At 64.9% G+C, this 21,265-nt stretch carries 21 protein-coding genes and 2 pseudogenes; 12 read left to right on the forward strand and 11 right to left on the reverse strand.

Going from position 1 to position 21,265, the window contains the following annotated elements:
• A pseudogene (locus FJ471_RS35425) lies at positions 1-120 on the reverse strand (response regulator transcription factor); the annotation flags it as partial.
• A gap of 204 nt (positions 121-324) precedes the next feature.
• On the opposite strand from FJ471_RS35425, the gene FJ471_RS28660 reads away from it, so the two are divergent.
• Together FJ471_RS28660 and maiA are read left to right on the forward strand one after the other, a co-directional pair.
• Complete coding sequence (locus tag FJ471_RS28660; protein ID WP_140808237.1) at positions 325-1,023, forward strand: fumarylacetoacetate hydrolase family protein; 699 nt, start codon at positions 325-327, stop codon at positions 1,021-1,023.
• Positions 1,020-1,670, forward strand: a complete 651-nt coding sequence (gene maiA, locus FJ471_RS28665) for a maleylacetoacetate isomerase (protein WP_140808239.1) — start codon at positions 1,020-1,022, stop codon at positions 1,668-1,670. The genes FJ471_RS28660 and maiA overlap by 4 nt, the downstream gene beginning before the upstream one ends.
• 6 nt (positions 1,671-1,676) lie before the next feature.
• Here the strand turns inward: maiA and FJ471_RS28670 are convergent, their stop codons facing one another.
• Positions 1,677-2,906 (reverse strand): MFS transporter, encoded by a 1,230-nt coding sequence (locus FJ471_RS28670; protein WP_140808241.1) that lies wholly within the window; start codon positions 2,904-2,906, stop codon positions 1,677-1,679.
• 95 nt (positions 2,907-3,001) lie between these two features.
• Between FJ471_RS28670 and FJ471_RS28675 the strand changes: the two genes are divergently transcribed.
• Positions 3,002-3,460, forward strand: a complete 459-nt coding sequence (locus FJ471_RS28675) for a helix-turn-helix domain-containing protein (protein ID WP_140808243.1) — start codon at positions 3,002-3,004, stop codon at positions 3,458-3,460.
• A 97-nt stretch (positions 3,461-3,557) separates the two neighbouring features.
• The gene (locus FJ471_RS28680; protein ID WP_140808245.1) at positions 3,558-4,598 is read left to right on the forward strand and encodes a zinc-dependent alcohol dehydrogenase family protein; all 1,041 of its coding nucleotides are present in this window, start codon (positions 3,558-3,560) and stop codon (positions 4,596-4,598) included.
• A gap of 67 nt (positions 4,599-4,665) precedes the next feature.
• On the opposite strand, the gene FJ471_RS28685 is transcribed toward FJ471_RS28680, so the two are convergent.
• Complete coding sequence (locus FJ471_RS28685) at positions 4,666-5,529, reverse strand: DMT family transporter (protein ID WP_140808247.1); 864 nt, start codon at positions 5,527-5,529, stop codon at positions 4,666-4,668.
• Positions 5,530-5,632: 103 nt separating this feature from the next.
• Between FJ471_RS28685 and FJ471_RS28690 the strand changes: the two genes are divergently transcribed.
• The 4 genes from FJ471_RS28690 to FJ471_RS28705 all read left to right on the forward strand — a co-directional run bounded on the left by FJ471_RS28690 (position 5,633) and on the right by FJ471_RS28705 (position 10,131).
• Positions 5,633-7,051 (forward strand): PLP-dependent aminotransferase family protein, encoded by a 1,419-nt coding sequence (locus tag FJ471_RS28690; protein WP_140808249.1) that lies wholly within the window; start codon positions 5,633-5,635, stop codon positions 7,049-7,051.
• Between the two features lie 303 nt (positions 7,052-7,354).
• Positions 7,355-8,554 carry a CmlA/FloR family chloramphenicol efflux MFS transporter gene (gene cml, locus FJ471_RS28695; protein WP_140808251.1) on the forward strand — a complete coding sequence of 400 codons (1,200 nt, stop codon included), beginning with the start codon at positions 7,355-7,357 and terminating at the stop codon, positions 8,552-8,554.
• A 162-nt stretch (positions 8,555-8,716) separates the two neighbouring features.
• Positions 8,717-9,298, forward strand: a complete 582-nt coding sequence (locus FJ471_RS28700; protein ID WP_140808273.1) for a TetR/AcrR family transcriptional regulator — start codon at positions 8,717-8,719, stop codon at positions 9,296-9,298.
• Positions 9,295-10,131 (forward strand): EamA family transporter, encoded by an 837-nt coding sequence (locus tag FJ471_RS28705; protein WP_140808253.1) that lies wholly within the window; start codon positions 9,295-9,297, stop codon positions 10,129-10,131. Before FJ471_RS28700 ends, FJ471_RS28705 begins: the two co-directional genes overlap by 4 nt.
• 151 nt (positions 10,132-10,282) lie before the next feature.
• On the opposite strand, the gene FJ471_RS28710 is transcribed toward FJ471_RS28705, so the two are convergent.
• The 3 genes from FJ471_RS28710 to FJ471_RS28720 form a co-directional block, all read right to left on the reverse strand.
• A complete protein-coding gene (locus FJ471_RS28710) occupies positions 10,283-10,780 on the reverse strand; it encodes a MaoC family dehydratase (protein WP_095764985.1) in 498 nt (165 codons plus the stop codon).
• A gap of 179 nt (positions 10,781-10,959) precedes the next feature.
• On the reverse strand, positions 10,960-11,388 hold the full coding sequence (gene phaP / locus FJ471_RS28715) for a TIGR01841 family phasin (protein WP_140808255.1): 429 nt from the start codon (positions 11,386-11,388) through the stop codon (positions 10,960-10,962).
• Positions 11,389-11,453: 65 nt separating this feature from the next.
• The gene (locus FJ471_RS28720) at positions 11,454-12,749 is read right to left on the reverse strand and encodes a DUF445 domain-containing protein (protein WP_140808257.1); all 1,296 of its coding nucleotides are present in this window, start codon (positions 12,747-12,749) and stop codon (positions 11,454-11,456) included.
• A gap of 209 nt (positions 12,750-12,958) precedes the next feature.
• Between FJ471_RS28720 and rirA the strand changes: the two genes are divergently transcribed.
• Positions 12,959-13,420 (forward strand): iron-responsive transcriptional regulator RirA, encoded by a 462-nt coding sequence (gene rirA / locus FJ471_RS28725; RefSeq protein WP_140808259.1) that lies wholly within the window; start codon positions 12,959-12,961, stop codon positions 13,418-13,420.
• Positions 13,421-13,711: 291 nt separating this feature from the next.
• On the opposite strand, the gene FJ471_RS28730 is transcribed toward rirA, so the two are convergent.
• The 5 genes from FJ471_RS28730 to hemP are packed head-to-tail and all read right to left on the reverse strand — an operon-like array spanning position 13,712 to position 17,837.
• Positions 13,712-14,500, reverse strand: a complete 789-nt coding sequence (locus FJ471_RS28730; RefSeq protein ID WP_140808261.1) for a heme ABC transporter ATP-binding protein — start codon at positions 14,498-14,500, stop codon at positions 13,712-13,714.
• Positions 14,501-14,507: 7 nt separating this feature from the next.
• A complete protein-coding gene (locus FJ471_RS28735; RefSeq protein WP_140808263.1) occupies positions 14,508-15,608 on the reverse strand; it encodes an iron ABC transporter permease in 1,101 nt (366 codons plus the stop codon).
• A gap of 6 nt (positions 15,609-15,614) precedes the next feature.
• Positions 15,615-16,508, reverse strand: coding sequence for a hemin ABC transporter substrate-binding protein (locus FJ471_RS28740; RefSeq protein WP_140808265.1), 894 nt, complete (start codon positions 16,506-16,508; stop codon positions 15,615-15,617).
• Between the two features lie 11 nt (positions 16,509-16,519).
• The gene (locus tag FJ471_RS28745) at positions 16,520-17,581 is read right to left on the reverse strand and encodes a hemin-degrading factor (protein WP_140808267.1); all 1,062 of its coding nucleotides are present in this window, start codon (positions 17,579-17,581) and stop codon (positions 16,520-16,522) included.
• A 49-nt stretch (positions 17,582-17,630) separates the two neighbouring features.
• On the reverse strand, positions 17,631-17,837 hold the full coding sequence (gene hemP, locus FJ471_RS28750; RefSeq protein WP_040981784.1) for a hemin uptake protein HemP: 207 nt from the start codon (positions 17,835-17,837) through the stop codon (positions 17,631-17,633).
• A gap of 290 nt (positions 17,838-18,127) precedes the next feature.
• Here hemP and FJ471_RS28755 point away from each other — a divergent pair, with 290 nt between their 5' ends.
• The 3 genes and pseudogenes from FJ471_RS28755 to FJ471_RS28765 form a co-directional block, all read left to right on the forward strand.
• Positions 18,128-20,254 carry a TonB-dependent hemoglobin/transferrin/lactoferrin family receptor gene (locus FJ471_RS28755; RefSeq protein ID WP_246684860.1) on the forward strand — a complete coding sequence of 709 codons (2,127 nt, stop codon included), beginning with the start codon at positions 18,128-18,130 and terminating at the stop codon, positions 20,252-20,254.
• Between the two features lie 7 nt (positions 20,255-20,261).
• Positions 20,262-20,714, forward strand: a complete 453-nt coding sequence (locus FJ471_RS28760; protein WP_140808271.1) for a hypothetical protein — start codon at positions 20,262-20,264, stop codon at positions 20,712-20,714.
• A 139-nt stretch (positions 20,715-20,853) separates the two neighbouring features.
• Positions 20,854-21,265, forward strand: a pseudogene (locus tag FJ471_RS28765) (energy transducer TonB); the annotation flags it as partial.

Raw genomic sequence — 21,265 nt, forward strand, 5'->3', positions numbered from 1 at the left:
GCGCGCCTCGACCGTGTCGACGTCCGGATAGGCCATCTGCACCGCGCTGTGCAGCGCCTCGCGAAACAGCGGGTGGTCGTCGATGATCAGGAAGCGGGCGCGATCGCTGACGGGGGTCATTGCACGGGTTCAGGCATCGGTTCGGTTTCGGCCGCCACAGGATAACCCGGTGACCGTGCTCAGATTATTGGCAAATAGTATACGCCCAATGATCCAGCGCATTGTCACTGAAACGACAGGCCGATGTGCCGGGAGGTCGAGTCTTGCCCATCCGTCAAAATCGGCGGAAGGTGCGCACGATTCATGCCAACCCAGAGAAAACTCATGCCAGAATTCGTCCTTCCGCCACCGGCGATTGCTTCGGTTGCCGTCGCAGGCTCGGCGGAGCGGTTTGCCGTGCGCCGTATCTTCTGCGTCGGCCGAAATTACGCCGCGCATGCGCGCGAGCTCGGCAATGACGAGCGCGACCCGCCCTTCTTCTTCACCAAGCCCGCCGATGCGGTGGTCGACAGCGGCGCCGAGATCCCTTACCCGCCGCTGACTTCCAACCTGCATCACGAGATCGAGCTGGTCGTCGCCATCGGCAAGGCCGGCTTCCGCATTCCGCGCGCAGAAGCGCTCGCCCATGTCTGGGGCTATGGCGTCGGCGTCGACCTGACCCGTCGCGACCTGCAGGATCAGGCCAAGAAAGCTGCGCGGCCCTGGGACTGGTCGAAGGCGTTCGACCAGTCCGCGCCTTGCGGCCCGCTGGTTCCGGCCGCGAAATCGGGGCATCCGGAGAAAGGCCGCATCTGGCTCGCCGTCAACGGCGCGGTGAAACAGGACAGCGATCTTGCCGAATTGATCTGGCCAATCGCCGACATCGTCTCGATCTGCAGCGAGGCGGTCGAGCTTCGGCCTGGCGACCTGATCTTCACCGGCACGCCGGCCGGCGTCGGCGCGGTCCAGGCCGGCGACAGCATCACCGGCGGTGTCGACGGCATCGGCGAGATCGCGGTGAGCATCGGGCAGCCGAGGCGATGAGCGACCTCGTCCTCCACAATTACTACCGCTCCTCCACCTCCTACCGGGTCCGGATTGCGCTGGCGATGAAAGGGCTGGACTACACCTATGTGCCGCATCATCTGCGCCATGGCGAGCATCTCGAGCCCGCCTATCTCGCGGTCAACCCGCAAGGTCTGGTGCCGGCGCTGGTGCTGGACGGCGGCATGTTATTGACCCAGTCGCTGGCGATCATCGAATATCTCGACGAGATCCAGCCGGAGCCGTCGCTGCTGCCGAAGGATGCGCTGGGCCGGGCTCGCGTCAGGATGCTGGCGCAGATGATCGCCTGCGACATCCACCCCGTGAACAATCTGCGCGTGCTGACCTCGCTTCGCAGTTTGTTCGGCGCCGGCGACGAGGATGTCGTCAACTGGTTCCGGCACTGGGTGAACGAAGGTTTCCAGCCGCTTGAGAAGATTCTGGCCTCATCGCCCGAGACTGGCGCGTTTTGCCATGGCGACACGCCCGGCCTGGCCGATATCTGCCTTGCCGCGCAGGTCACCAGCAACGCCCGCTTCGGCGTGGACATGGCGCCCTATCCGGTTATCGCGCGCATCAACGCCGCTTGTATGGCGCTGCCGGCATTCCAGAAAGCTGCGCCGCAGAACCAGATCGATGCCGAGTAGCCCGGCTTAGCGCCCTACCCGCAACGTAGCGGTCCAGAACGCCAACGCCGCCAGGCCGATGCCCGCGCCAAGCAGGCAGACGCCGATCCAACCCCAGGCGCCATAGGTCATGGTCGAGGCGATCGAGCCGAGCGCGCTGCCCAGCGAATAGAAGATCATATAGCCGCCGACCAGCCTGCTGCGGGCGTCCGGCCGGCGGGCAAAGATCAGGCTTTGGTTGGTGACGTGCACCGCCTGGATGGCGAGATCGAGCATGACGATGCCCAGCACCAGCAGCCACAACGACGTGCCCACGAACGCGATCGGCAGCCAGGCGGCCGCCATCAGCGAGATGCCGAGCCCGGTGACCGATTGGCCCTGCCCTCGGTCGACCAGCGTGCCGGTCCAGCGTGCGCCGAGCGCGCCTGCGACGCCCGCCAGGCCGAACAGGCCGATCTCGGTATGCGACAGCGAAAAAGGCGGGGCCGCCAGCGGCAGTACCAATGGCGCCCACAGCACGTTGAAGCTGGCGAAGATCAGCATGGCAAGCACCGCGCGCACCCGCAGCAGCGGCTCCTCCACGAACAGGCGCAACACCGAGCCCAGCAGCCGGGCATAGGATGTGCGCGACCGCGCGGCCTCATGGCGAGGCAGCACCCGGAACAGGATCGCCGCCATCACCAGCGTCAGCACCGCCGAGACGAGGTAGACGGAGCGCCAGCCAGCGAAATCGGCGACCAGTCCCGAGACGAAGCGCGCCAGCAGGATGCCTGTTATGACGCCGCTGGTGACAGTGCCCACCGCCCGGCCCCGCTCGGCCGGCGCCGCCAGGTCGGCGGCATAGGCGACCAGGACCTGCACGACGACGGCGAGCACCCCGACCGCCGCAAGGCTCGCGAGCAGGACCGCCGCGCTTGGCGAAAAGCCGACGAGGACCAGCGCCAGGGCAGAAAGCACGGCCTGGGCGGCGACCAGCTTGCGGCGGTCGAAGAGATCGCCGAGCGGCACGATGAAGAACAGGCCGAGCGCATAGCCGATCTGCGTCACCGTCACCACGACGCCGACCGAGGCTGGGTCGATGGAAAAGTCATGCGCGATGGCGTCGAGCAGCGGATGCGCGAAATAGACATTGGCGACGCTCAGGCCGCAGGCAATTGCAAAGATGAGCGCGGTGACGCGCGGGAATCCCGGCTTTGGCTTCTCTACCGCGCCTTCTTCCAACCGTCGCAGATCGGCACTTTGCAGCTGCAGGTTCATCGTGCTGGCTCCGTTCGGTTTCAACTTGAAACCATTGCGGAATAGAGAACAAGGTTTTATCTTGCAACCACAAATCGGAAATCTGGACGAATTGCATGGTTAAACGGACGAGCCATCAAAGCGCGGACTGCCTCATCGCCAGGCCGCTTGATGCGATCGGCGACTGGTGGTCGCTGCTCATCGTGCGCGACGCCTTCGACGGCATGCGGCGCTTCGGCGAATTCCAGAAGAGCCTGGGCGTGGCGAAGAACATCCTGTCGGCGCGGCTGCGCAATCTGGTTGCGCACGGCATCCTCGAAACCGTTCCGGCGCCGGATGGCAGCGCGCATCATGAATATGTGCTGACCGAAAAGGGCCGTGGCCTGTTCTATGTCCTGGTCGCGCTGCGCCAATGGGGCGAGACCTATTTCTCCGGGCCGGGCGAGCCTTACACCTTCATGGTCGACAACGAGAGCGGCAAGCCGATCCGGCGCCTGGAGGTGTATGCGGAGGACGGACGCCTGCTTGCGCCCGGCGAAACGCGGCTCGCCGATTTCCGCCAGCAAGCGGAATAACCGATCCGCCTGCCGGCCCTGGCAGAATCGATTTCCGGTCAACCGGCGGTGGAATCGGCTATCGTCAGCTCAAATACGCAATGTTGGGAGTTTGCCGATGAAAGCCGTCGTCTTCGAGAAATTCGGTCAGGCGCCGACGATCCAGACCGTTCCCGACCCGAAGCCGGCCGCCGACGGCGTCATCATCAAGGTCGAGGCTACAGGCCTTTGCCGCAGCGACTGGCATGGCTGGATGGGCCATGACGACGGCATCACGCTGCCGCATGTTCCTGGACATGAGCTTGCCGGCGTCGTCGTCGCCGCCGGCAAACAGGTCAGCCGCTGGAAGGCAGGTGATCGCGTCACGGTTCCCTTCGCGGTCGGCTGCGGCCGCTGCTTCGAATGCACCTCCGGCAACCATCAGGTCTGCGAACACCAGACGCAGCCTGGTTTCACCGGCTGGGGTTCGTTCGCCGAATATGTCGGCATCGAGCATGCCGACACCAATCTCGTGCGCCTGCCCGAAGAGATGGAATACGCCACCGCGGCAAGCCTCGGCTGCCGCTTCGTCACCTCGTTTCGCGCCATCGTCGACCAGGGCCGGGTGACGCCCGGCGAATGGGTGGCGGTGCATGGCTGCGGCGGCGTCGGCCTGTCGGCGATCATGATCGCCAGCGCCATGGGCGCCAATGTCATCGCCATCGACCTGACGGATGAGAAATTGGAATTCGCCAAGAAGATCGGCGCGGTGGCGACGATCAACGCCTCGACGACGCCAAACGTCGTCAAGGCCGTCAAGCAGATCACCAATGGCGGGGCGCATATGTCGATGGACGCGCTCGGACACCCGACCACCTCCTTCAACTCGATCGCCAATCTGCGCCGGCGCGGCCGCCATGTTCAGGTCGGCCTGATGCTGGGCGAGCACGCACGCCCGCAGGTTCCGATGGACAAGGTGATCGCCTTCGAGCTCGAAATCCTCGGCAGCCACGGCATGCAGGCCTACCGCTACAACGCGATGATGGAGATGATCCGCACCGGCAAGCTGAAGCCCGAATTGCTGGTCGGGAAGAAGATCAGCCTCGAGGAAGCGCCCGCTGCGCTGATGGCGATGGGCGGCTTCGAGGGGATTGGCATCGGGGTGGTGACGAAGTTCTGAGCAATTCCAGGAAAAGTGTGAAACGGTTTTCCGTCCGAAATTGCGTCAAAACAAATCAGTAGGGTTCCTACTTCGCGAATTTCTTCGCCCCGAACACGCAGGCCACGACCCCGAGCGTCACGACCACCATCATCGGGCTGACCTGCTCGTGCAGCAGGCTCGCCGCAAGCGCCAGGCCGAAGAAGGGCTGCAGCAGCTGCAGTTGCCCGACGGCGGCGATGCCGCCTTGCGCGAGGCCGCGATACCAGAAGATGAAGCCGATCAGCATGCTGAACAACGAGACATAGGCGAGGCCGATCCACGCGCCCGAACCGATGGCCGCGAAGGATGGCGGCAGCGTCGCGAAGCTCAACGCCAGCATCACCGGCAGCGACAGCGCCAAGGCCCAGCAGATCACCTGCCAGCCGCCGAGCTTGCGCGACAGCTTGGCCCCCTCGGCGTAGCCCAGCCCGCAGACGATGATGGCGCCGAGCATCAGGCCGTCGCCAACCGGCGAGGCGGTCACGCCTTGCGCCAGGGCAAAGCCGGCGACCAAGGCGCTTCCCAGGCACGAGAACAGCCAGAAGGCCGGGCGCGGACGGTCGCCGCCGCGCAGCACGCCGAAGATCGCGGTCGCCAGCGGCAGCAGACCGACGAAGATGATGGAATGGGCCGAAGTGACATGTTTCAGCGCCAGCGCCGTCAGCAACGGGAAGCCGACCACGACACCCAGCGCAACGACGACGAGCGAGATCAGGTCGCTGCGCTCCGGACGCTTTTCGCGGAACAGCAGCAGCATCGCAATCCCGAGCAGACCGGCGATCGCCGCCCTGGCCGCCGTCAGGAAGGTCGGGTCGAAATCCATCACCGCCACCCGCGTCGCCGGCAGCGATCCGCTGAAGATCAGCACGCCGATGAAGCCGCTGAGCCAGCCGTCGAAACTCTTTTCCATGGACCTGCTCCGTTTGCGCTTCCGTACCGGCGCAGGCCATGGTGTTGCCAGATACAATGAGGTACAATTCTACAAAACTGTAATGGTCCGCAGGGAAGTACAGATGGACGTACCAGGCTCAAATGCCAGTGTCGCCACCCTCGTCGAAACCGTCATGGCGGCTATCCGCCAGCGGATCGCGGCGCGCACGCTGACGCCCGGAGCCCGCCTGCCGTCGATACGGGCCATGGCCAAATCCATGCAGGTTTCGAAATCGACCGTCGTCGAGGCCTATGAGCGCCTCGCGGCGGAGGGCACGATCCGTTCGCGTCCGGGCTCGGGTTTCTACGCTGCCGGCCAGCTTGCACCGTTGTCGCTGGCCGAGATCGGCCCTCGGCTCGATCGCGCCGTCGACCCGCTCTGGGTGTCGCGGCAATCGCTCGAAGCGGGCGAGGAGATGCTGAAGCCCGGCTGCGGCTGGCTGTCCGCCTCCTGGATGCCGCAGGCCGCCTTGCGGCGGGCGCTCCGCAGCGCCGCCCGCGCTGACGACGTGGTGCTTGCCGATTACGGCACGCCGCTTGGCCTGCCGCCGCTGCGCCAGTTGCTGGCAAGGCGCATGGCCGAGCATGGCGTCGAGGTCTCGCCGGACCAGATCATGCTGACCGATTGCGGCACCCAGGCGATCGACCTTCTGTGCCGTTTCCTGCTCGAGCCGGGCGATGCGGTGCTGGTCGACGATCCCTGCTACTTCAACTTCCATGCGCTGCTGCGCGCGCATCAAGCCAAGGTGGTCGGCGTTCCCTACACGCCTTCGGGGCCGGACATCGAGCTCTTCGCCGAAGCGCTCGCCGAGCACCGGCCGCGCCTCTACATCACCAATTCCGGTATCCACAACCCGACAGGCGCGATCCTGTCGCCGGTCACCGCGCATCGGCTGCTGAAGCTCGCCGACCAGGCGGACCTCACCATCGTCGAGGACGATATCTTCGCCGATTTCGAACACAGCCCCGCCCCGAGGCTCGCGGCCTTCGACGGGCTGCAGCGCGTTATCCAGATCGGCTCCTTCTCCAAGACGCTGTCGGCCTCGGTGCGCTGCGGTTTCATCGCGGCGCCACTCGACTGGATGGAAGGCCTGACCGATCTCAAGATCGCCACGACATTCGGCGGCGCGCGGCTCTCCGCCGAACTGGTGCTGACCCTGTTGAAGGACGGCAGCTACCGCAAGCATGTCGAGCAGTTGCGCACCCGCCTGTCGCGCGCCATGGCCGAGACCGCCGGCAGGCTGAAGGCGATGGGCATCGCGCCCTGGATCGACCAGCCTGCCGGCATGTTCCTCTGGTGCCGCCTGCCCGACGGCATCGACGCCGCCGATGTCGCCCGCCATGCACTTTCGGACAATGTCGTGCTGGCGCCCGGCAATGCCTTCAGCCTGTCGCATACCGCCGGCCGCTTCATGCGCTTCAACGTCGCCCAGTGCGGCGACGAGCGTATTGTCACCGTTCTGGAAAGAGCGGTCACGGCATCTCGCCGCAAGGCGGCGTAGGCGCTACCGTCGGTTGCCCTAGCAGTCTTTGGCTGGTAGTGAAGCCGCGAACATGCATGCCAGCGGGCATGCGCATCGTCATCGGGACCGACAGCCATGGGATCCAGCAAGTCAGCAGACAAGTAAGCCGCAACAGCCTTTCGTTGTTGCGGCAGTCTGTCCCGTCATTCCCGTGAGCAATTCCAGGAAACGTGTAAAAAGGTTAGGCTCGGCCCTTCGCCGTAGCCTCCCGTCCGGAATTGCGTCAGAAAAGACTCAAGGCAGATCGCCGCCGAATGTCACCATTTGAGCGGAACTCTCCTCATGTCTTCTCCGAACCAGCCGACATGGACCTTGTCCATGCCAGCAGCCTTGCTGCTTTTGTCTCCCTTCGACGTCATGGCCTCCCTCGCCATGGATATCTACTTGCCCGTCGTGCCGATCATGCCGGGCGCGCTCGGCACCTCGCCGGCCGTGGTGCAGCTGACGCTCAGCCTCTACATGATCTGCCTGGGCCTCGGCCAACTTGCCTTCGGCCCAATCTCCGACAGGATCGGCCGGCGTCCGGTGCTGATCGGCGGCGCGCTGGCGTTCATGGCTGCCTCCTTCCTGCTCGCCGTCACGTCGCTTGCACCGGTCTTCCTTGCCCTGCGCATCGCGCAGGCCCTGGGCGCCTCGGCCATGCTCGTCGCTGTCTTCGCCACCGTCCGGGACGTCTATGCGCAAAGGCCGGAAGGCGCCGTCATCTACGCCACGCTCGGCTCGCTGCTCTCCTTCGTGCCGGCGCTGGGGCCGATCGCCGGCGCTTTGGTCACCCATAGCTTCGGCTGGCGGGCGATCTTCGTCGCGCTCGGCATTCTTGCCGCCGCCGCCACGCTCAACGCCTGGCCGAGATGGCGCGAAACGCGCCCGCTGATCGACGGCGCTGCCAGGGCTGGTTTCGCGCCGATCCTGCGCAGCTTCGCCTTCTGGACCTACACGCTGGCCTTCGCCACCGCCATGGGCTCGTTCTTCGTGTTCTTTTCGACCGCGCCGAGAGTACTCATCGACAAGGCCGGCTTCTCGCAGCTCGGCTTCAGCCTCGCATTCGCCAGCGCGGCACTGGTGATGATCGTCGCCACACGCTTCGCCAGGAGCTTCGTCGCTCGCTGGGGCACCGAAGGCAGCGTCAGGCGCGGCATGGCGATGCTGCTCCTGGGCGCGGGGTTGCTGGCCATGGGCCAGTCATTGGCCGAGCCGTCCTTCGTGAGCTTCGTCATGCCGATGTGGATCATCGCCATCGGCATCGTCCTGACCGCGTCGGTCACCGCCAACGGCGCGCTGGCGCCGTTCGGCGAGGCAGCAGGGACGGCGGTCGCGCTTTATTTCTGCGCGCAGAGCGTGATCGTCGCGACGGCGGGAACACTGTTCATCTTCCTGTTGGGTGGCGATACGGCATGGCCGCTGGCGGGCTATTGCTCGCTCATGGCCGGGATCACGCTGACCGCGCTTGGTATCCTGAAGAAACGAGCGAACGCGGCCTGACGCATGACAGGCGGAGAGGCCTCGCTCGGTGAGGCTTCTCTGCCCGGCTCGGCGCCGCCGAATGCCGTTGCACCGCCTAACGGCACCCGGTGCAGCTGGCAATTGACATGCTGTTATCGCGCAGGCATAACTAGACAGACCTGTCTCATCACTGGTAGCGCCATGACCGAACCAACCAGGATCGACAAGCGCCAGCACATCGTTGAAACCGCCTATAGGTTGTTCAAGCGCGTAGGCTTCCACGCTACTGGCATCGACCGCATCATCGCCGGAGCCGACGTGGCCAAGATGACGATGTACCGGCACTTTCCCAGCAAGGACGATTTGATGGTCGAGGTCCTGGCCTACCGGGCCGCGCGCTTCGACCGCCAACTCGATCGTCTCGCCGAACAGGCGGCAACGCCGGCGCAGAAGATAGGCACGATATTCGACTGGTACGGTCGCTGGTTCGAAAGCGCCGACTTTCACGGCTGCCTGTTCGCGCATGCCCTGGCGGAGTTCGGCGATCCGGCGCATCCGGTGTTCCAGGTCGCCGTCAGGCAAAAAAACGGCCTGAGGCAGCGCATGCGACTGATCCTCGAAGAGATGATGTCCGCCGACGACGCCGACAGCGTTTCCGCCATCCTGCTGATGCTGATCGAGGGGGCGACGCTAATGGCTCGGATGGGCCAGCCAGGCGCCGCCATTCGCGATGCCCGCAACGCGGCCATGGCCATTCTTGCCGCGCCGGAGAAACGGCAATGAGCGCGACCGTCATAGGTCTGGCGCTGTTCGCCGCGATCCTGCACGCCGGCTGGAACGCCTTTCTGCGAACCGGCAGCGACAGGCTTTGGACCGTCACTGTCATGAGCTTTTCGGCGACGATCGTCGCCATTCCGCTGGCGATCTTCCATCCGCTGCCGGTGGCGTCGGCCTGGCCCTACATCTTGCTCTCAGCCTGCCTTCAGGTTGGCTACAGCCTCTTTCTGGTGGCAGCCTACCGTTATGGTGAATTGGGCCAGGTCTACCCGATCGTCCGCGGCTCCGTGCCGCTCCTGGTGGCGCTCGGCGGTTTCGTTCTGGCGGGCGAGCGCTTGAGCACTCACCAGACCCTCGGCGTCGTTCTTGCCGCGCTCGGCATCATGAGCCTTTCGCTTGGCAAGGGACGCGCGGCGACGACATCGATCCTTTATGCGCTCGTTACCGGCGCAATCATCGCCGCCTATGCGACGGTCGATGCCATCGGCGTGCGATCGGCGGGAAGCTCAGGCGCCTACACGGCATGGGTTCTGCTGATCTACGGAGCGCTGCTGCCGGTCACTTTTATCGTCTGCCGCGGCAAGCTCACCGTTGATTTTCGTTCGCCCGACGCACTGAAGGCGCTTGGCGGCGGGATTTTCGCCCTGATTGCATATGGCGCCGTGGTGGCGGCCTTCGCGCTCGGGCCGGCCGGCCCGATCACGGCAATCCGCGAGACGAGCGTGGTTTTCGCGGCGCTGATCGGACGCCTGTTCCTTGGAGAGACGCTGACTCCGAAGCGCATTGCGGCCTGCGGCGTTGTCGCGCTAGGCGCGATCTGCCTCGGCTATCAAGGGTGACTACGGCCGAGAGGCTGTTTCGAAATTCGCTCTGGCGAGTCATATCGGGGCGATTTCGAGAACCGGAGCGGAGCGGACTCTGCGTCCGTGAGCACCGGAAGCGCAGAAAGCGCCACCAGATGGCCGCCAGAGTAGAATTTCCAAACAGCCTCTAAGCCCCTGCCCGCTTGCGGCGCTCATACATCATCACCAGCGTTTCGGCGGTCAGCGCCGGCTTCTGCTCGCCCTCGATCTCGACGGTGTTGGCGGCCTTCATCAGATACTGGCCGGGACCGCGGTCCTCCATGGAAAGCAGCGTGGTGCGCAGCCTGATGCGCGCGCCAGCCTTGACCGGCGCCAGGAAGCGCACCTTGTCGAAGCCGTAGTTGAAGGCGGCCTGGGTGTTTTCCGGCACGATGCCCATCTCCAGCGCCAGCGCGCCGATGATCGACAAGGTCAGGTAGCCATGCGCGATCGTGGTGCGGAACGGGCTCTGCCGTTTCGCCCGTTCGGGATCGACATGGATCCACTGGTGGTCGCCCGTGCATTCGGCGAACTGGTCGATGCGCTGCTGGTCGACCGTCGTCCAGTCGGACACGCCGAGCTCCTGCCCGGACATCGTGCGCAACTGTTCGAAGGTCGGCGGCGTTCTCGGCCGTGTTTCCGTCATTCCGGCTTTCCCATCACTCTTGCCTGTCTCCCGACCATGAAGCGGCGGCCTCTGTCAATTCGCCGCTCCGCGATTTTCGCCGGTAGAGTTGATGCTTTTAGGGCAGCCCGAGAACGCTCGGACGCCTTAGCCGGTTGCATCGCATGTCGATCGATGGTGGGTCCGAAACGCCGGACAGCCTATTTCTTTTCGTATCCGGCACGGATCTCCGACATCGCATCCCTGATCCGGTCGCGCAGGATTTCCACCGATTCGGTGCTGGATTTCCGCACCAGGTCAGCCACTTCGCTGGCATTCTTCAGCGTCGTCTCGAACGACCTGCGAGCGAATTCCGCCTGCTTGCTCATCAGCTCCTGCGGATTGCCGGGCGTCTGGTAGTTGTGCGCCATCCGCGTGATCTCATGCATGGCATTCTGCACCATCTCATGCTGCCTCGCCAGCACCGAGGATGCGCCTGCCGCGCCTGCCCTCGCCGACTTGTCCAGCGCTTCGAGGTTCTTGCGGTGGTGATCGAGGATCGCCTGGACATCGACATTCGGCAGCTTGAGGTCGCGGCCGAACCTGCTGAACATATCGAGGAACGAGTCGGTATCCGGTTGTTTTGCCATGCTGTGCCTCCCTTTTGCCGCCTCTGCAGCGCCCTCGAAGGAGAATAGTGCGCCTGGGGCGCGCGTCAATTGACCAGAAACAGCCGCTCCGCCGTGTAGAGCGCCAGGCCGGCAAGCCCACCGATGATCATGCCGTTGAAACGGATATATTGCAGGTCCTTGCCGATGTTCATTTCGATGAGCCGCGTCAGCTGCGCCAGATCCCAGCGCTTCACCTGGTCGGCGATGAATGTCGACACCCCGCTTTTCTGGCTTTCCACGAACGAGGCCAGCGCCACGACAAAACCCTGGTTCATGTCGGCCCTGATCTGCGCGTCGTCGGCCAGATGCCTGCCGACTTCGACGAACATGCTGGCGAGGTGCTCGCGTATCGTCGAATTCGGCGCATTGGCGTCCTGCTCGATGAACAGGCGCAGGCTCGTCCAGGCATCGCCGGCCAGTGCCCTCACCTCCGGACGGCCGAGGAAATCGCGCTTCAGCTTCTCGGCGCGCCTTGCATATTGCTTCGAGATCCTGAGCCGCTCGATGAAGCCGAGCGCGAAACGGTCGAATTCGGCGCGCATCGGATGGTCGGGATCGGCCCGCACCTCATCGAGCAGCGAACCCGCCGAAGCGACGATCTTCTTCAACAGATAGGCGTCGGCGCGAAACAGGTTGAACAGCGACGGCAGTTCCTCGCGGATCTTTTCGCGCATCGTCTCAAGCGCCTGTTCGTCGTTGAGGAAACGCCCGATCACCCTGGTGAACTCGTCGAACAGCTTCTGGTGGCGGCGGTCGTCGGTCAGCGCCGACAAGAGATCCGCCGCGAGCGGCGCCAGCGGCACCTTTTCGATCTGCTCCAGCATGCGGCTGGTGACGAAATCGCGCAGGCCGGACTGCTCCACCGCCGTCAATGTCTGCGGCACCAGCCGCGCGACGAATCGCGACAGGCCGGCGGCACGCTCGGCATCGGCCAGCCAGTCGGCGACCAGAGCGGCGAAGTCGACCTCGGCAAGCTTTTCGCGCACCGGCTCCGGCGCCAGGAAATTGGCCTCGATGAAGCGGCCGAGATTGTCGGCGATACGGTGCTGGTTCTCCGGAATGATCGCCGTGTGCGGGATCGGCAGCCCGAGCGGCCGCCTGAACAGCGCCACCACCGCATACCAGTCGGCGATGCCGCCTATGGTCGCCGCCTCGGCGAAGGCGGCGACGAAACCGAGCCATGGATGTCTGCCCTCGAATGACTTGGCGAGCGCAAAGACGAGGATGCAGAGCGCGAGCGCGGCGGCGGCAATGAATTTGGTCCGCCGCAATGCCGCAAGCTTCGCCTGCGCGTCGCCGTCGAATCGAACCGGCGCCAGGGCCGAAGCTGATTGTGACATGGAGAGGCCGTTTCCTGTTTGCACCCGCATCTATCTAGTGGCTGCGCCACCAAAACGCTCGCTCGAAGCTTGTGAGGCGTCCCGCGCCGTCAGATGTGCCGGCATGCACAAAAAGTTGACACGATTATTCAGCTATGTATCGGTCCAGTCTGGAATTGTTCCAAACTATGGGCCATATTCGGCCCAAGCTAATATTTCGCGAGGATACCATGCGGCTCACGCGCCAGACCAACTACGCGATGCGCATCCTGATGTATTGCGCCGCGAATACCGACAGGCTGAGCCGCATCCCCGAGATCGCCGCCGCCTATTCGGTGTCCGAATTGTTCCTGTTCAAGATCCTGCAGCCGCTGGTCGAGGCCGGTCTTGTCGAGACCGTCCGCGGCCGCAATGGCGGCGTCAGGCTCGGCCGTCCGGCCGAGCAGATCAACCTGTTCGATGTCGTGCGCGTCACCGAAGAGAGCTTTGCCATGGCCGAATGCTTCGAGAACGACGCCGCCGAATGCCCGCTGGTCGACAGCTGCGCCCTGAATTCGGCGTTGCGCGAGGCGCTCAACGCCTTCTTCGCGGTGCTTTCCCGCTACACGATCGCCGATCTCGTCGCCGCGCGTCCGAATGTGCGCCATCTGCTCGGCATCGACCTTCTGGAGCGGCGCGCCCCGGCGGCTTGAGCTCGCCTTAGCGGCTTGATTCTCGAACGGCGCCGCCGCCCGCGATTTACTGGTGCGACGCCGCCCATGACTTCGTCATTCTGGGCGGAGCAAGGAGCGCAGCGACGCAGCGCAGACCCTAGAATCCATTCCGTGACGTTCGAGCGTCGCGGCGATGCAGAACTGGCGGCGTCGGCGCCAGCGCTCGTTCTGGATCGCTGCATTCTTCGGCCAATGTAACGGAATGGATCCTCGGGTCTCCGCGTCCGCTTCGCTCCCGTTCCGCCCGTGGATGACGAAGGCGGGAAAGCCCTACGCAGCCGATTGGGGCAACACGAACGGCATATTTCCTGACGGCAGAGCCCCGACCTTCAGCCTGCAGTCGAACACCCTCTCGATCAGCTCGTCGTTCAGCACGTCCGCCGGGGGGCCGGCAGCGGCAAGCTCGCCGTTGCGCAGCACGAAAATCCGGTCGGCATACATGGCCGTCAGATTGAGGTCGTGCAGGATCGCCATCACGCCGCCGCCGCGCCGGGCGAAATCGCGCGCGATGTTCATGATGATGAGCTGGTGCTTGACGTCGAGGCTGGAGACCGGCTCGTCGAGGAACAGATAGCGCGGCCGCCCTTCAAGCACCGGCGCCCAGACCTGGCAGAGCACGCGGGCAAGCTGCACGCGCTGCTGCTCGCCGCCGGAAAGCTCCTGGTAGAAGCGGCCGGCAAAGCCGTCGAGGTCGACACGCGCCAGCGCCCGCTCGGGCAAACGCGCATCCTCGCCGGGCAGCACCCCGGAGCGCCCACCGATCAGGCCGAGGCGCACGATCTCGCGCACGGTGAAGGGAAAGGACAGCGCCGTCGATTGCGGCAGCACCGCGCGTAGCGTCGCCGCCTCCACCGGCTTCATGGCCGACAGGTCGCGGCCGTTGAGCGTGACGGCGCCGGTATAGGCAAGCTCGCCGGTCAGTGCCTTGAGCAGCGTCGTCTTGCCCGACCCGTTCGGTCCGACGACGGCCGAGACCTCGCCAGGCCGCGCCGCGAAATCGACATGCGAGACGATGCGCTTGCCGCCGATCGCCACCGAGATGTCGCGCGCTTCGATCATGGCAAACTCACAAATCGATGACGCCGCGCTTGCGCAGCAGTATCCACAGGAAGAACGGCGCGCCGGCGACCGCCGTGACGATGCCGATCGGCAGCTCGGCGGGAGCCACGATGGTGCGGGCGACCGAGTCGGCAAGCAAGAGCAACGAGGCGCCGAGCAAGGCCGAGGCCGGCAGCAGATAGCGGTTGTCCGGGCCGATCGCGAGCCGCAGCACATGCGGCACGACGATGCCGATGAAGCCGATGCCGCCGCTGACCGCGACCGAGGCGCCGACCGCCGCCGACACGCCGACGATGGCGGTGTATTTCAGCCGCTGCACCGGAATCCCGAGATGGCCAGCCGTCGCTTCGCCCAACGCCAGCGCGTTGAGGCCGCGCGACAGGAACGGCATCGCCGACAGCGCCAGCACGATCACCGGCCCCACGGTGCCGATCTTCGGCCATGTCGCGCCGGCAAGCGAGCCGAGCTGCCAGAAAGTCAGGTCGCGCAGCTGCCGGTCGTCGGCCATGAAGATCAGGACGCCGGTCAACGCCATGGCAAGGGCGCTGATGGCGATGCCGGCAAGCAGCATCGTGGCGACCGACGTCCGTCCCTGGCGCGTGGCGATGGCGTAAAGCAGCAACGTCACCGAGAGGCCGCCGAAGAATGCCGCCAGCGGCAGCGCGAGCGTGCCCAACGCAAGCGTGACAGGCGCAAGCCATGTGGTGCCGAGCACGATGATCGCCACCGCGCCGAGGCTGGAGCCGGCCGAAACGCCGATCAGGCCGGGATCGGCAAGCGGATTGCGGAACAGCCCTTGCATGACCGCGCCGCAGACGGCGAGCGCTGCGCCGATCAGCACGCCGAGCAGCACGCGCGGTATGCGGATGTCATAGACGATCAGTTGGTCGCGCGCGGCCAGCGCCGCATCGGCCGGCATGGCGCCGGTGAACCAGTCGCGGACGACGCGGACGGCCGATGCGTCGGAAGCGCCCGCCGTCAGCGACAGGAATACGGAAAAGGCCAGCGCCACGCACAAGAGCACGATGACGAACCTTGCCCGCGCCGAGCGGTCGCCATCGGCTGCCATCGCCCGGCCCGGCGCCCCTGCTATCGACTGTTCGGCCATCGCCGCTCAGTCCACGACCTGGTTGCCATAGAGCTCGACCGCAAGGTCGTGGATAGCTTCGGCGGTGCGCGGGCCGAAGCCGAGCAGATAGCCGCCCCACATGCTGACCATCTTGCGGTTCGTGCCCGCCGGTGTCGAAGCCACGGCTGGGTTGGCAAACAGCTCCTCTTCCGAGATCGGCGGTCCGCCGCCCTTCATCGTCAGGATCACATCCGGCTTGGCGCTGACGATCGCCTCGTCCGTCATCCCCTTGTAGCCGGAGAAACCCTCGACCGCGTTGACCGCGCCGGCAAGCCTGATGATGCCGTCGGCCGCGGTGTCGCTGCCCGCGGCAAGGATCTTGCCGCCCTGCGTCGACAGCACGAACAGCACGCGCTTGCGCTCCTTGATCGCTGCCGTCTGCTTTTCCGCCGCTGTCAGCTTCGCGTCCGTCTCCGCGGCCAGCTTCTCCGCCTTTGCCTCGACCCCCAGCGCCTTGCCGACGATGCGGATCTTTTCGAGGATGCCCTCGTGGTTGTAGTGGTCCGGCACCTCGATGAAAGGCACGCTCGACTTCTTCAGCACGTCGACCGCTTCCTTCGGGCCGCTGCCATGCAGCGCCAGGATTCCGCTCGGATTGACCGACAGGACACCCTCGGGCGAGAGCGCCCGCATGTAGCCGACATCGGGCAGCTTCGCCGCCGCCTCGGGATAGTTGCTGGTCGAATCGCGGGCCACGAGACGGCCTTCCTCGCCGAGCGCGTAGACGATCTCGGTGATCGAGCCGCCGATCGAGGCGATCCGCGAGGTGTCCGCAAAGACAGTGGTGCCTTCTTCGGCCTTGGCCGGCTGCATGGCGACGGCGAGCAGGACGCCGAGCATCGGCGCGAGCGCCGTGCGGAAACTGGGAACAAAGCGCATTGGGTGCTACCTCATGCAGCGGTCGGATTGGGAATGCGGGGCAGGTTCTCGGCCAGGAAACGCCAGTCCTCGCGTTCGTTCTCGCCTTCGTGACGCTTGCCGAAGAACTGGATGATCATGCCGCCATTGGCGTCATAGGCCTCCAGAGAGGTGACATGGCCGTCCTTGGTCGGCTTGCGCACCGCCCAGACCTCGTGGATGTGGTCGGTCCTCAGATGCAGGTGGAAGGTCTCGTCGAGCACGTTGATCCACGGCCCCATCGGCTTGACCGATTTGATCGGGCCGGAATGGATCTGGATGCAGCCGCGGTTGCCCACGAAGCACATGATCGGCATCCCGCCTGCCGCCGCGTGGTGGAACATGGCGCTGACCGCGTCATTGTCGAGCAGCCAGGCATAGTCCTGGCCGACCATGCGCACCGCCTCGCGGCGGCTGAGCTTCAGCGTCTTCAGCATGCCGAAGAACTGATGCACGTCGGTGAGCCGGCTCCAGCGGTCGCGCAGATCGTCGATCGAGGCGACCGATCCCTGCGCCTCATCCTCCCCTTCCGCCGCGCTTGGGAGGATCGCGACGGCCGGTTCCTGGTTCGACGATTCCAGGCTCGCCACCAGTTTCTGGTAGGCATAGAGATTGGATGCGGGCTTCAGATGCACCTTGTGCACCGCCTCGCCCGACGCATCGAAGAACTGCAGGCTGCGGCGGATTTCGCCGCCGTCGCGCTTTTCGACGGCAAAGCCATGCGCCCAGACCTTCGGAAAGATGCGCAGGTCGATGTTTTCGCCAAGCACCATGGCGTTGTGGTTGCCGGTGACGACTTTGTCGTAGACGCCGATCTTTTCATGCACGGCGCTTTCGTTGCGGGTCAGCGCCATCACCTCGCCGATCGCCTCGAGGCCGGTCAGCAGATCGTTGACGCGCGGCTCGACGCGGACAGCGCCGACGCCGCATTGCGCCGCGACCAGCTCCGCTTCCGAAATGCCAAGTTGCGCCGAGAGATCGCGTTCCCGTATTTTCGGATTGTCTTGCCTTGCCCGCCGGATTTCCTCCGGCGACGGCTTAACGCGCTGGTCCATGTCGTTCACCTGTATTGCCTGATGTTCGTCTATCGCCCGCCGATGGCGGTCACTTGTTGAGGATCAGCTTGCCCTGGCGGGTGATCTTCAGGCGGTAAAGCGCGCCGTGATGCTCGATGCCGATCTCGTGCTCGCCCTGGAACAGCGTGTTGCTGGAGAGCGTCCTCACCGCCAGCGGCACCCTTTCGTAACGCATCTGCGTGTCCTCCGGGCGGCGGACGCGATAGCGGAAATCGTTGGGATTGTGCGTGTTCATCGGTCGGTGCCTTTCCTCTGCCGGCCACCTTGGCCGCAGCCTCATAAAATGCCGATTCAATTCTTGACTCGAATAATCATGTTTACTAGTCAGTGCATTACCGGACTAAATGAGTCAACATTTAAGACGCCGGACGTGATCAAAAATGCGAGCGAGCCAATGGCCAGCCAGCTACGAGCCTGAAAATCTGGAGTTGGGGCATGGGGTTGGTGATTTGGGGACGCACGGGCCTGGCGGGCGACAGCACAGGCGCGGGCTTCCGCCCGTTGGCGCGGGCAGTGGCGATATTGATGACCGGTTCGGCGGCGATCGCGCTTGGCGCGCCCGCGGCCAAAGCGCAGCAGGCCACGCAGCCGGCGGCCAATCAGCAGCAGGCGGATCAGAAGAAGGCTGACGAGAAGGCCGCAGCCGAAGGAACTCTGCTCGACAAGATCCTCGTCATCAGCCGCACGGGCGAGACGGCGATCCAGTCGCTGGCCTCGGCCAGCCATGTCGACCAGGAACAGCTCGATCGCCGCATGGCGACGACGCCGAACGAGATGCTGCTCGGCGTGCCCGGCGTCACCGTGCAGGCCGATGCACGACGCGTCTCTTCGAGCATCAACATCCGCGGCCTGCAGGATTTCGGCCGCGTCGCGGTGATCGTCGACGGCGCAAGGCAGGACTTCCAGCGCTCCGACCACGGCACGCAGTCGACCTTCTATGTCGATCCGGAGCTGATCAAGTCGGTCGACGTCATCCGCGGCCCGACCGCCAACACCTACGGTTCCGGCGCCATCGGCGGCGTCGTCTTCTTCGACACCAAGGACGCCGCGGATTTCCTCAAGCCGGAAGAGACCTGGGCCGGCTCGCTGACCGGGCGCTATGAAAGCAACGGCAAGGGCTGGACCACCAGCGCCACCGGCGCCTACAAGATCAACGAGAACTGGGACGTTCTCGGCAACATCGTCTACCGCGACTATGGCGACTACAAGAACGGCGGCGGCGACACCGTTGCCGGCACCGGTTTCGATGTGCTGAGCGGCCTGCTCAAGACCACCATACGCCCGACCGAGAACAGCGAACTGAAGCTCGGCTGGGTCGGCTCGAGCGACGGCTGGACGGAAACCAGTGGCGGCGTGCCGGCCAACGACGTCGACCTGAAGTCGAACACCTTCACGGCTCGCTACAACATCACCGACGACGCCAAGAGCTGGCTCGACCTCCACATCAACGCCTCGTACAACAAGACCCTGCTCGACCTGACGACGCTTACCGCGCAGAACCGCTTCGACCCGGTCACCGGCCTGCCCGTGGTGCTGCCGGCCGGATCGCTGTCCACCTTCGATGTCGACACGACAGGCATCGATATCTGGAACACATCGCGCTTCGAGACGGCGAGCGTCGCACACGAACTGACCTATGGCGGCGACTGGGTCGGCGACGATGTCGATACCGGCGGCACGGCCGGTGGCGACAGCTTCTACACGCCGTCGGGCAAACGCAACGTCTCCGGCGCCTACATCCAGGACAAGCTGACCTGGGAGTGGCTCGAGGTCATTGGCGGCCTGCGCTACGACAATTACAGCTTGAAGGACGACACGAACGAGACCTCCGGCGACAGGGTTTCGCCGCGCATCACCGTCGGGGTCTCGCCCTTCGAAAGCGCCGGCCTGGCCGGCCTGCAGTTCTACGGCACCTATGCGGAAGGCTATCGCTCGCCCTCGCTGACCGAGACGCTGATCAGCGGCAACCATCCGGCCGGCGTCAGCTTCCCGTTCCTGCCCAATCCGAACCTGAAACCCGAGACCGGCAAGACCGTCGAGTTCGGTGTCAACTACAAGCAGAACGACATCATCGAGGGCGGCGACGCATTCCGTTTGAAGGCAGCGTATTTCAACAACAATGTCGACGACTATATCGACGGCGTGACGCTCTCGCCCTTCGATCCGACCAGCGGCTGCCCGTTCGGCCCGGGCATTCCGATCTGCTTCCAGTACCAGAACTTCGCCAAGGCCAAGATCAACGGCTTCGAGCTGGAAAGCGTCTACGACGCCGGCTGGGGCTATGCCGGCCTGTCGGCCTCCATCATCAACGGCCACACCATCTCCTACGACAGGGAACGCGCCGACCTGGCCTCCGTCCCCTCCTCGCAGGTGACGGCCCAGCTTGGCCTGCGCTTCCTCGAGGGTAAGCTGACCGTCGGCGGCGAGGTGCAGTACAACGGCAAGCCGAAGGGCAATCCGGTGGCCAAGGACTATACGCTGGTCAACGCCTTCGCCAGCTACCAGGCGACGGACAATCTCAAGCTCGACTTCCGCGCCGACAATCTGTTCGACGTCAAATACACCAACCCGCTCAACGGAAGCACGACCGCCGTCCTCTACGAACCCGGCGTCACGCTGAAGCTGGCGGCAACCATGCGCTTTGGAGGCTGAGATAGATATGAAACGCTTGACGGCATCCTTTCGTCTGCTGACCTCGACGTTCGCGATGTCGCTTGCGATGGTGCCGGCGTGGGCCCAGTCCGCGCCGGTTCCGGCCCCAGGTTCGGTATTGAGCCTCGAGCTCAACGCCGCGCAGCCTTCGGAAAAAGGCTGCCGGCTGACTTTCGTCGTCAGCAACGCGCTCGGCGCTGATCTGTCCAAGGCGGCTTTCGAGATCGCGCTGTTCAACGAAGCCGGTGTCGTCGACCGCCTCACCGTGCTCGATTTCAAGGACCTGCCGGCCGGCAAGACCAAGGTCACGCGCTTCGATCTCGCCGGCGCCGACTGCGGCAAGCTCAGCCGCGTCCTGATCAACAGCGCGACCGAATGCGCCGGCAACGGTGTCGAGCCGGCGGCCTGCATGCGGGCGCTGAAGACCTCGACCAGGACCAGCATCGCTTTCGGCGTCTGAACCGGCCATGGGCACGGAGCCGGCACTCGCGCGCGACGCCGTTCCCTGGCCTTTGCCTGGGATCCGTGTCACGCCGTTTGCGGCAACCGATCTTGATTTGACAATTTCCCGCTTGTCGCGGCAGCTTCCGGCCCGCGCCATGCAGCACACCGACGACATTCCCGACACCGACAGCGTTTTGACGGCCGCTCCCGGCGAGGCGTTGGCCGGACCGCGGCCGCGTGGCGAACATGGCAAGTGGACGGTGGCGATCGCGGCCTCATGCCTGGTTCACGGCGCGGTGGCGGCAGCCTTGCTTGTGTCGCCGTCGGCAAAGTCGGATCTGCAGGATCCGACGCAAGCGGAAGGCAGCGATCGATCCGGCGCCAAAGTCGCCGGCAGCGCGCTCAATCCTGAGCGGCAGGCGATCAATGTGGCCTTGGTGCCGCCGCCCCGGCCACCGGCGAAACCGACGCCGCCAGCCAAAGCGGCATCGCCGGTCGAAAAGACACCGCCGGTCGAAGCCGCGAAAACGCGAGCCGAGCCCAGGAAGCCCCCGGTCGATCCGGACA

The sequence above is a fragment of the Mesorhizobium sp. B2-7-1 genome (assembly GCF_006440735.1).
Classification (GTDB): domain Bacteria; phylum Pseudomonadota; class Alphaproteobacteria; order Rhizobiales; family Rhizobiaceae; genus Mesorhizobium.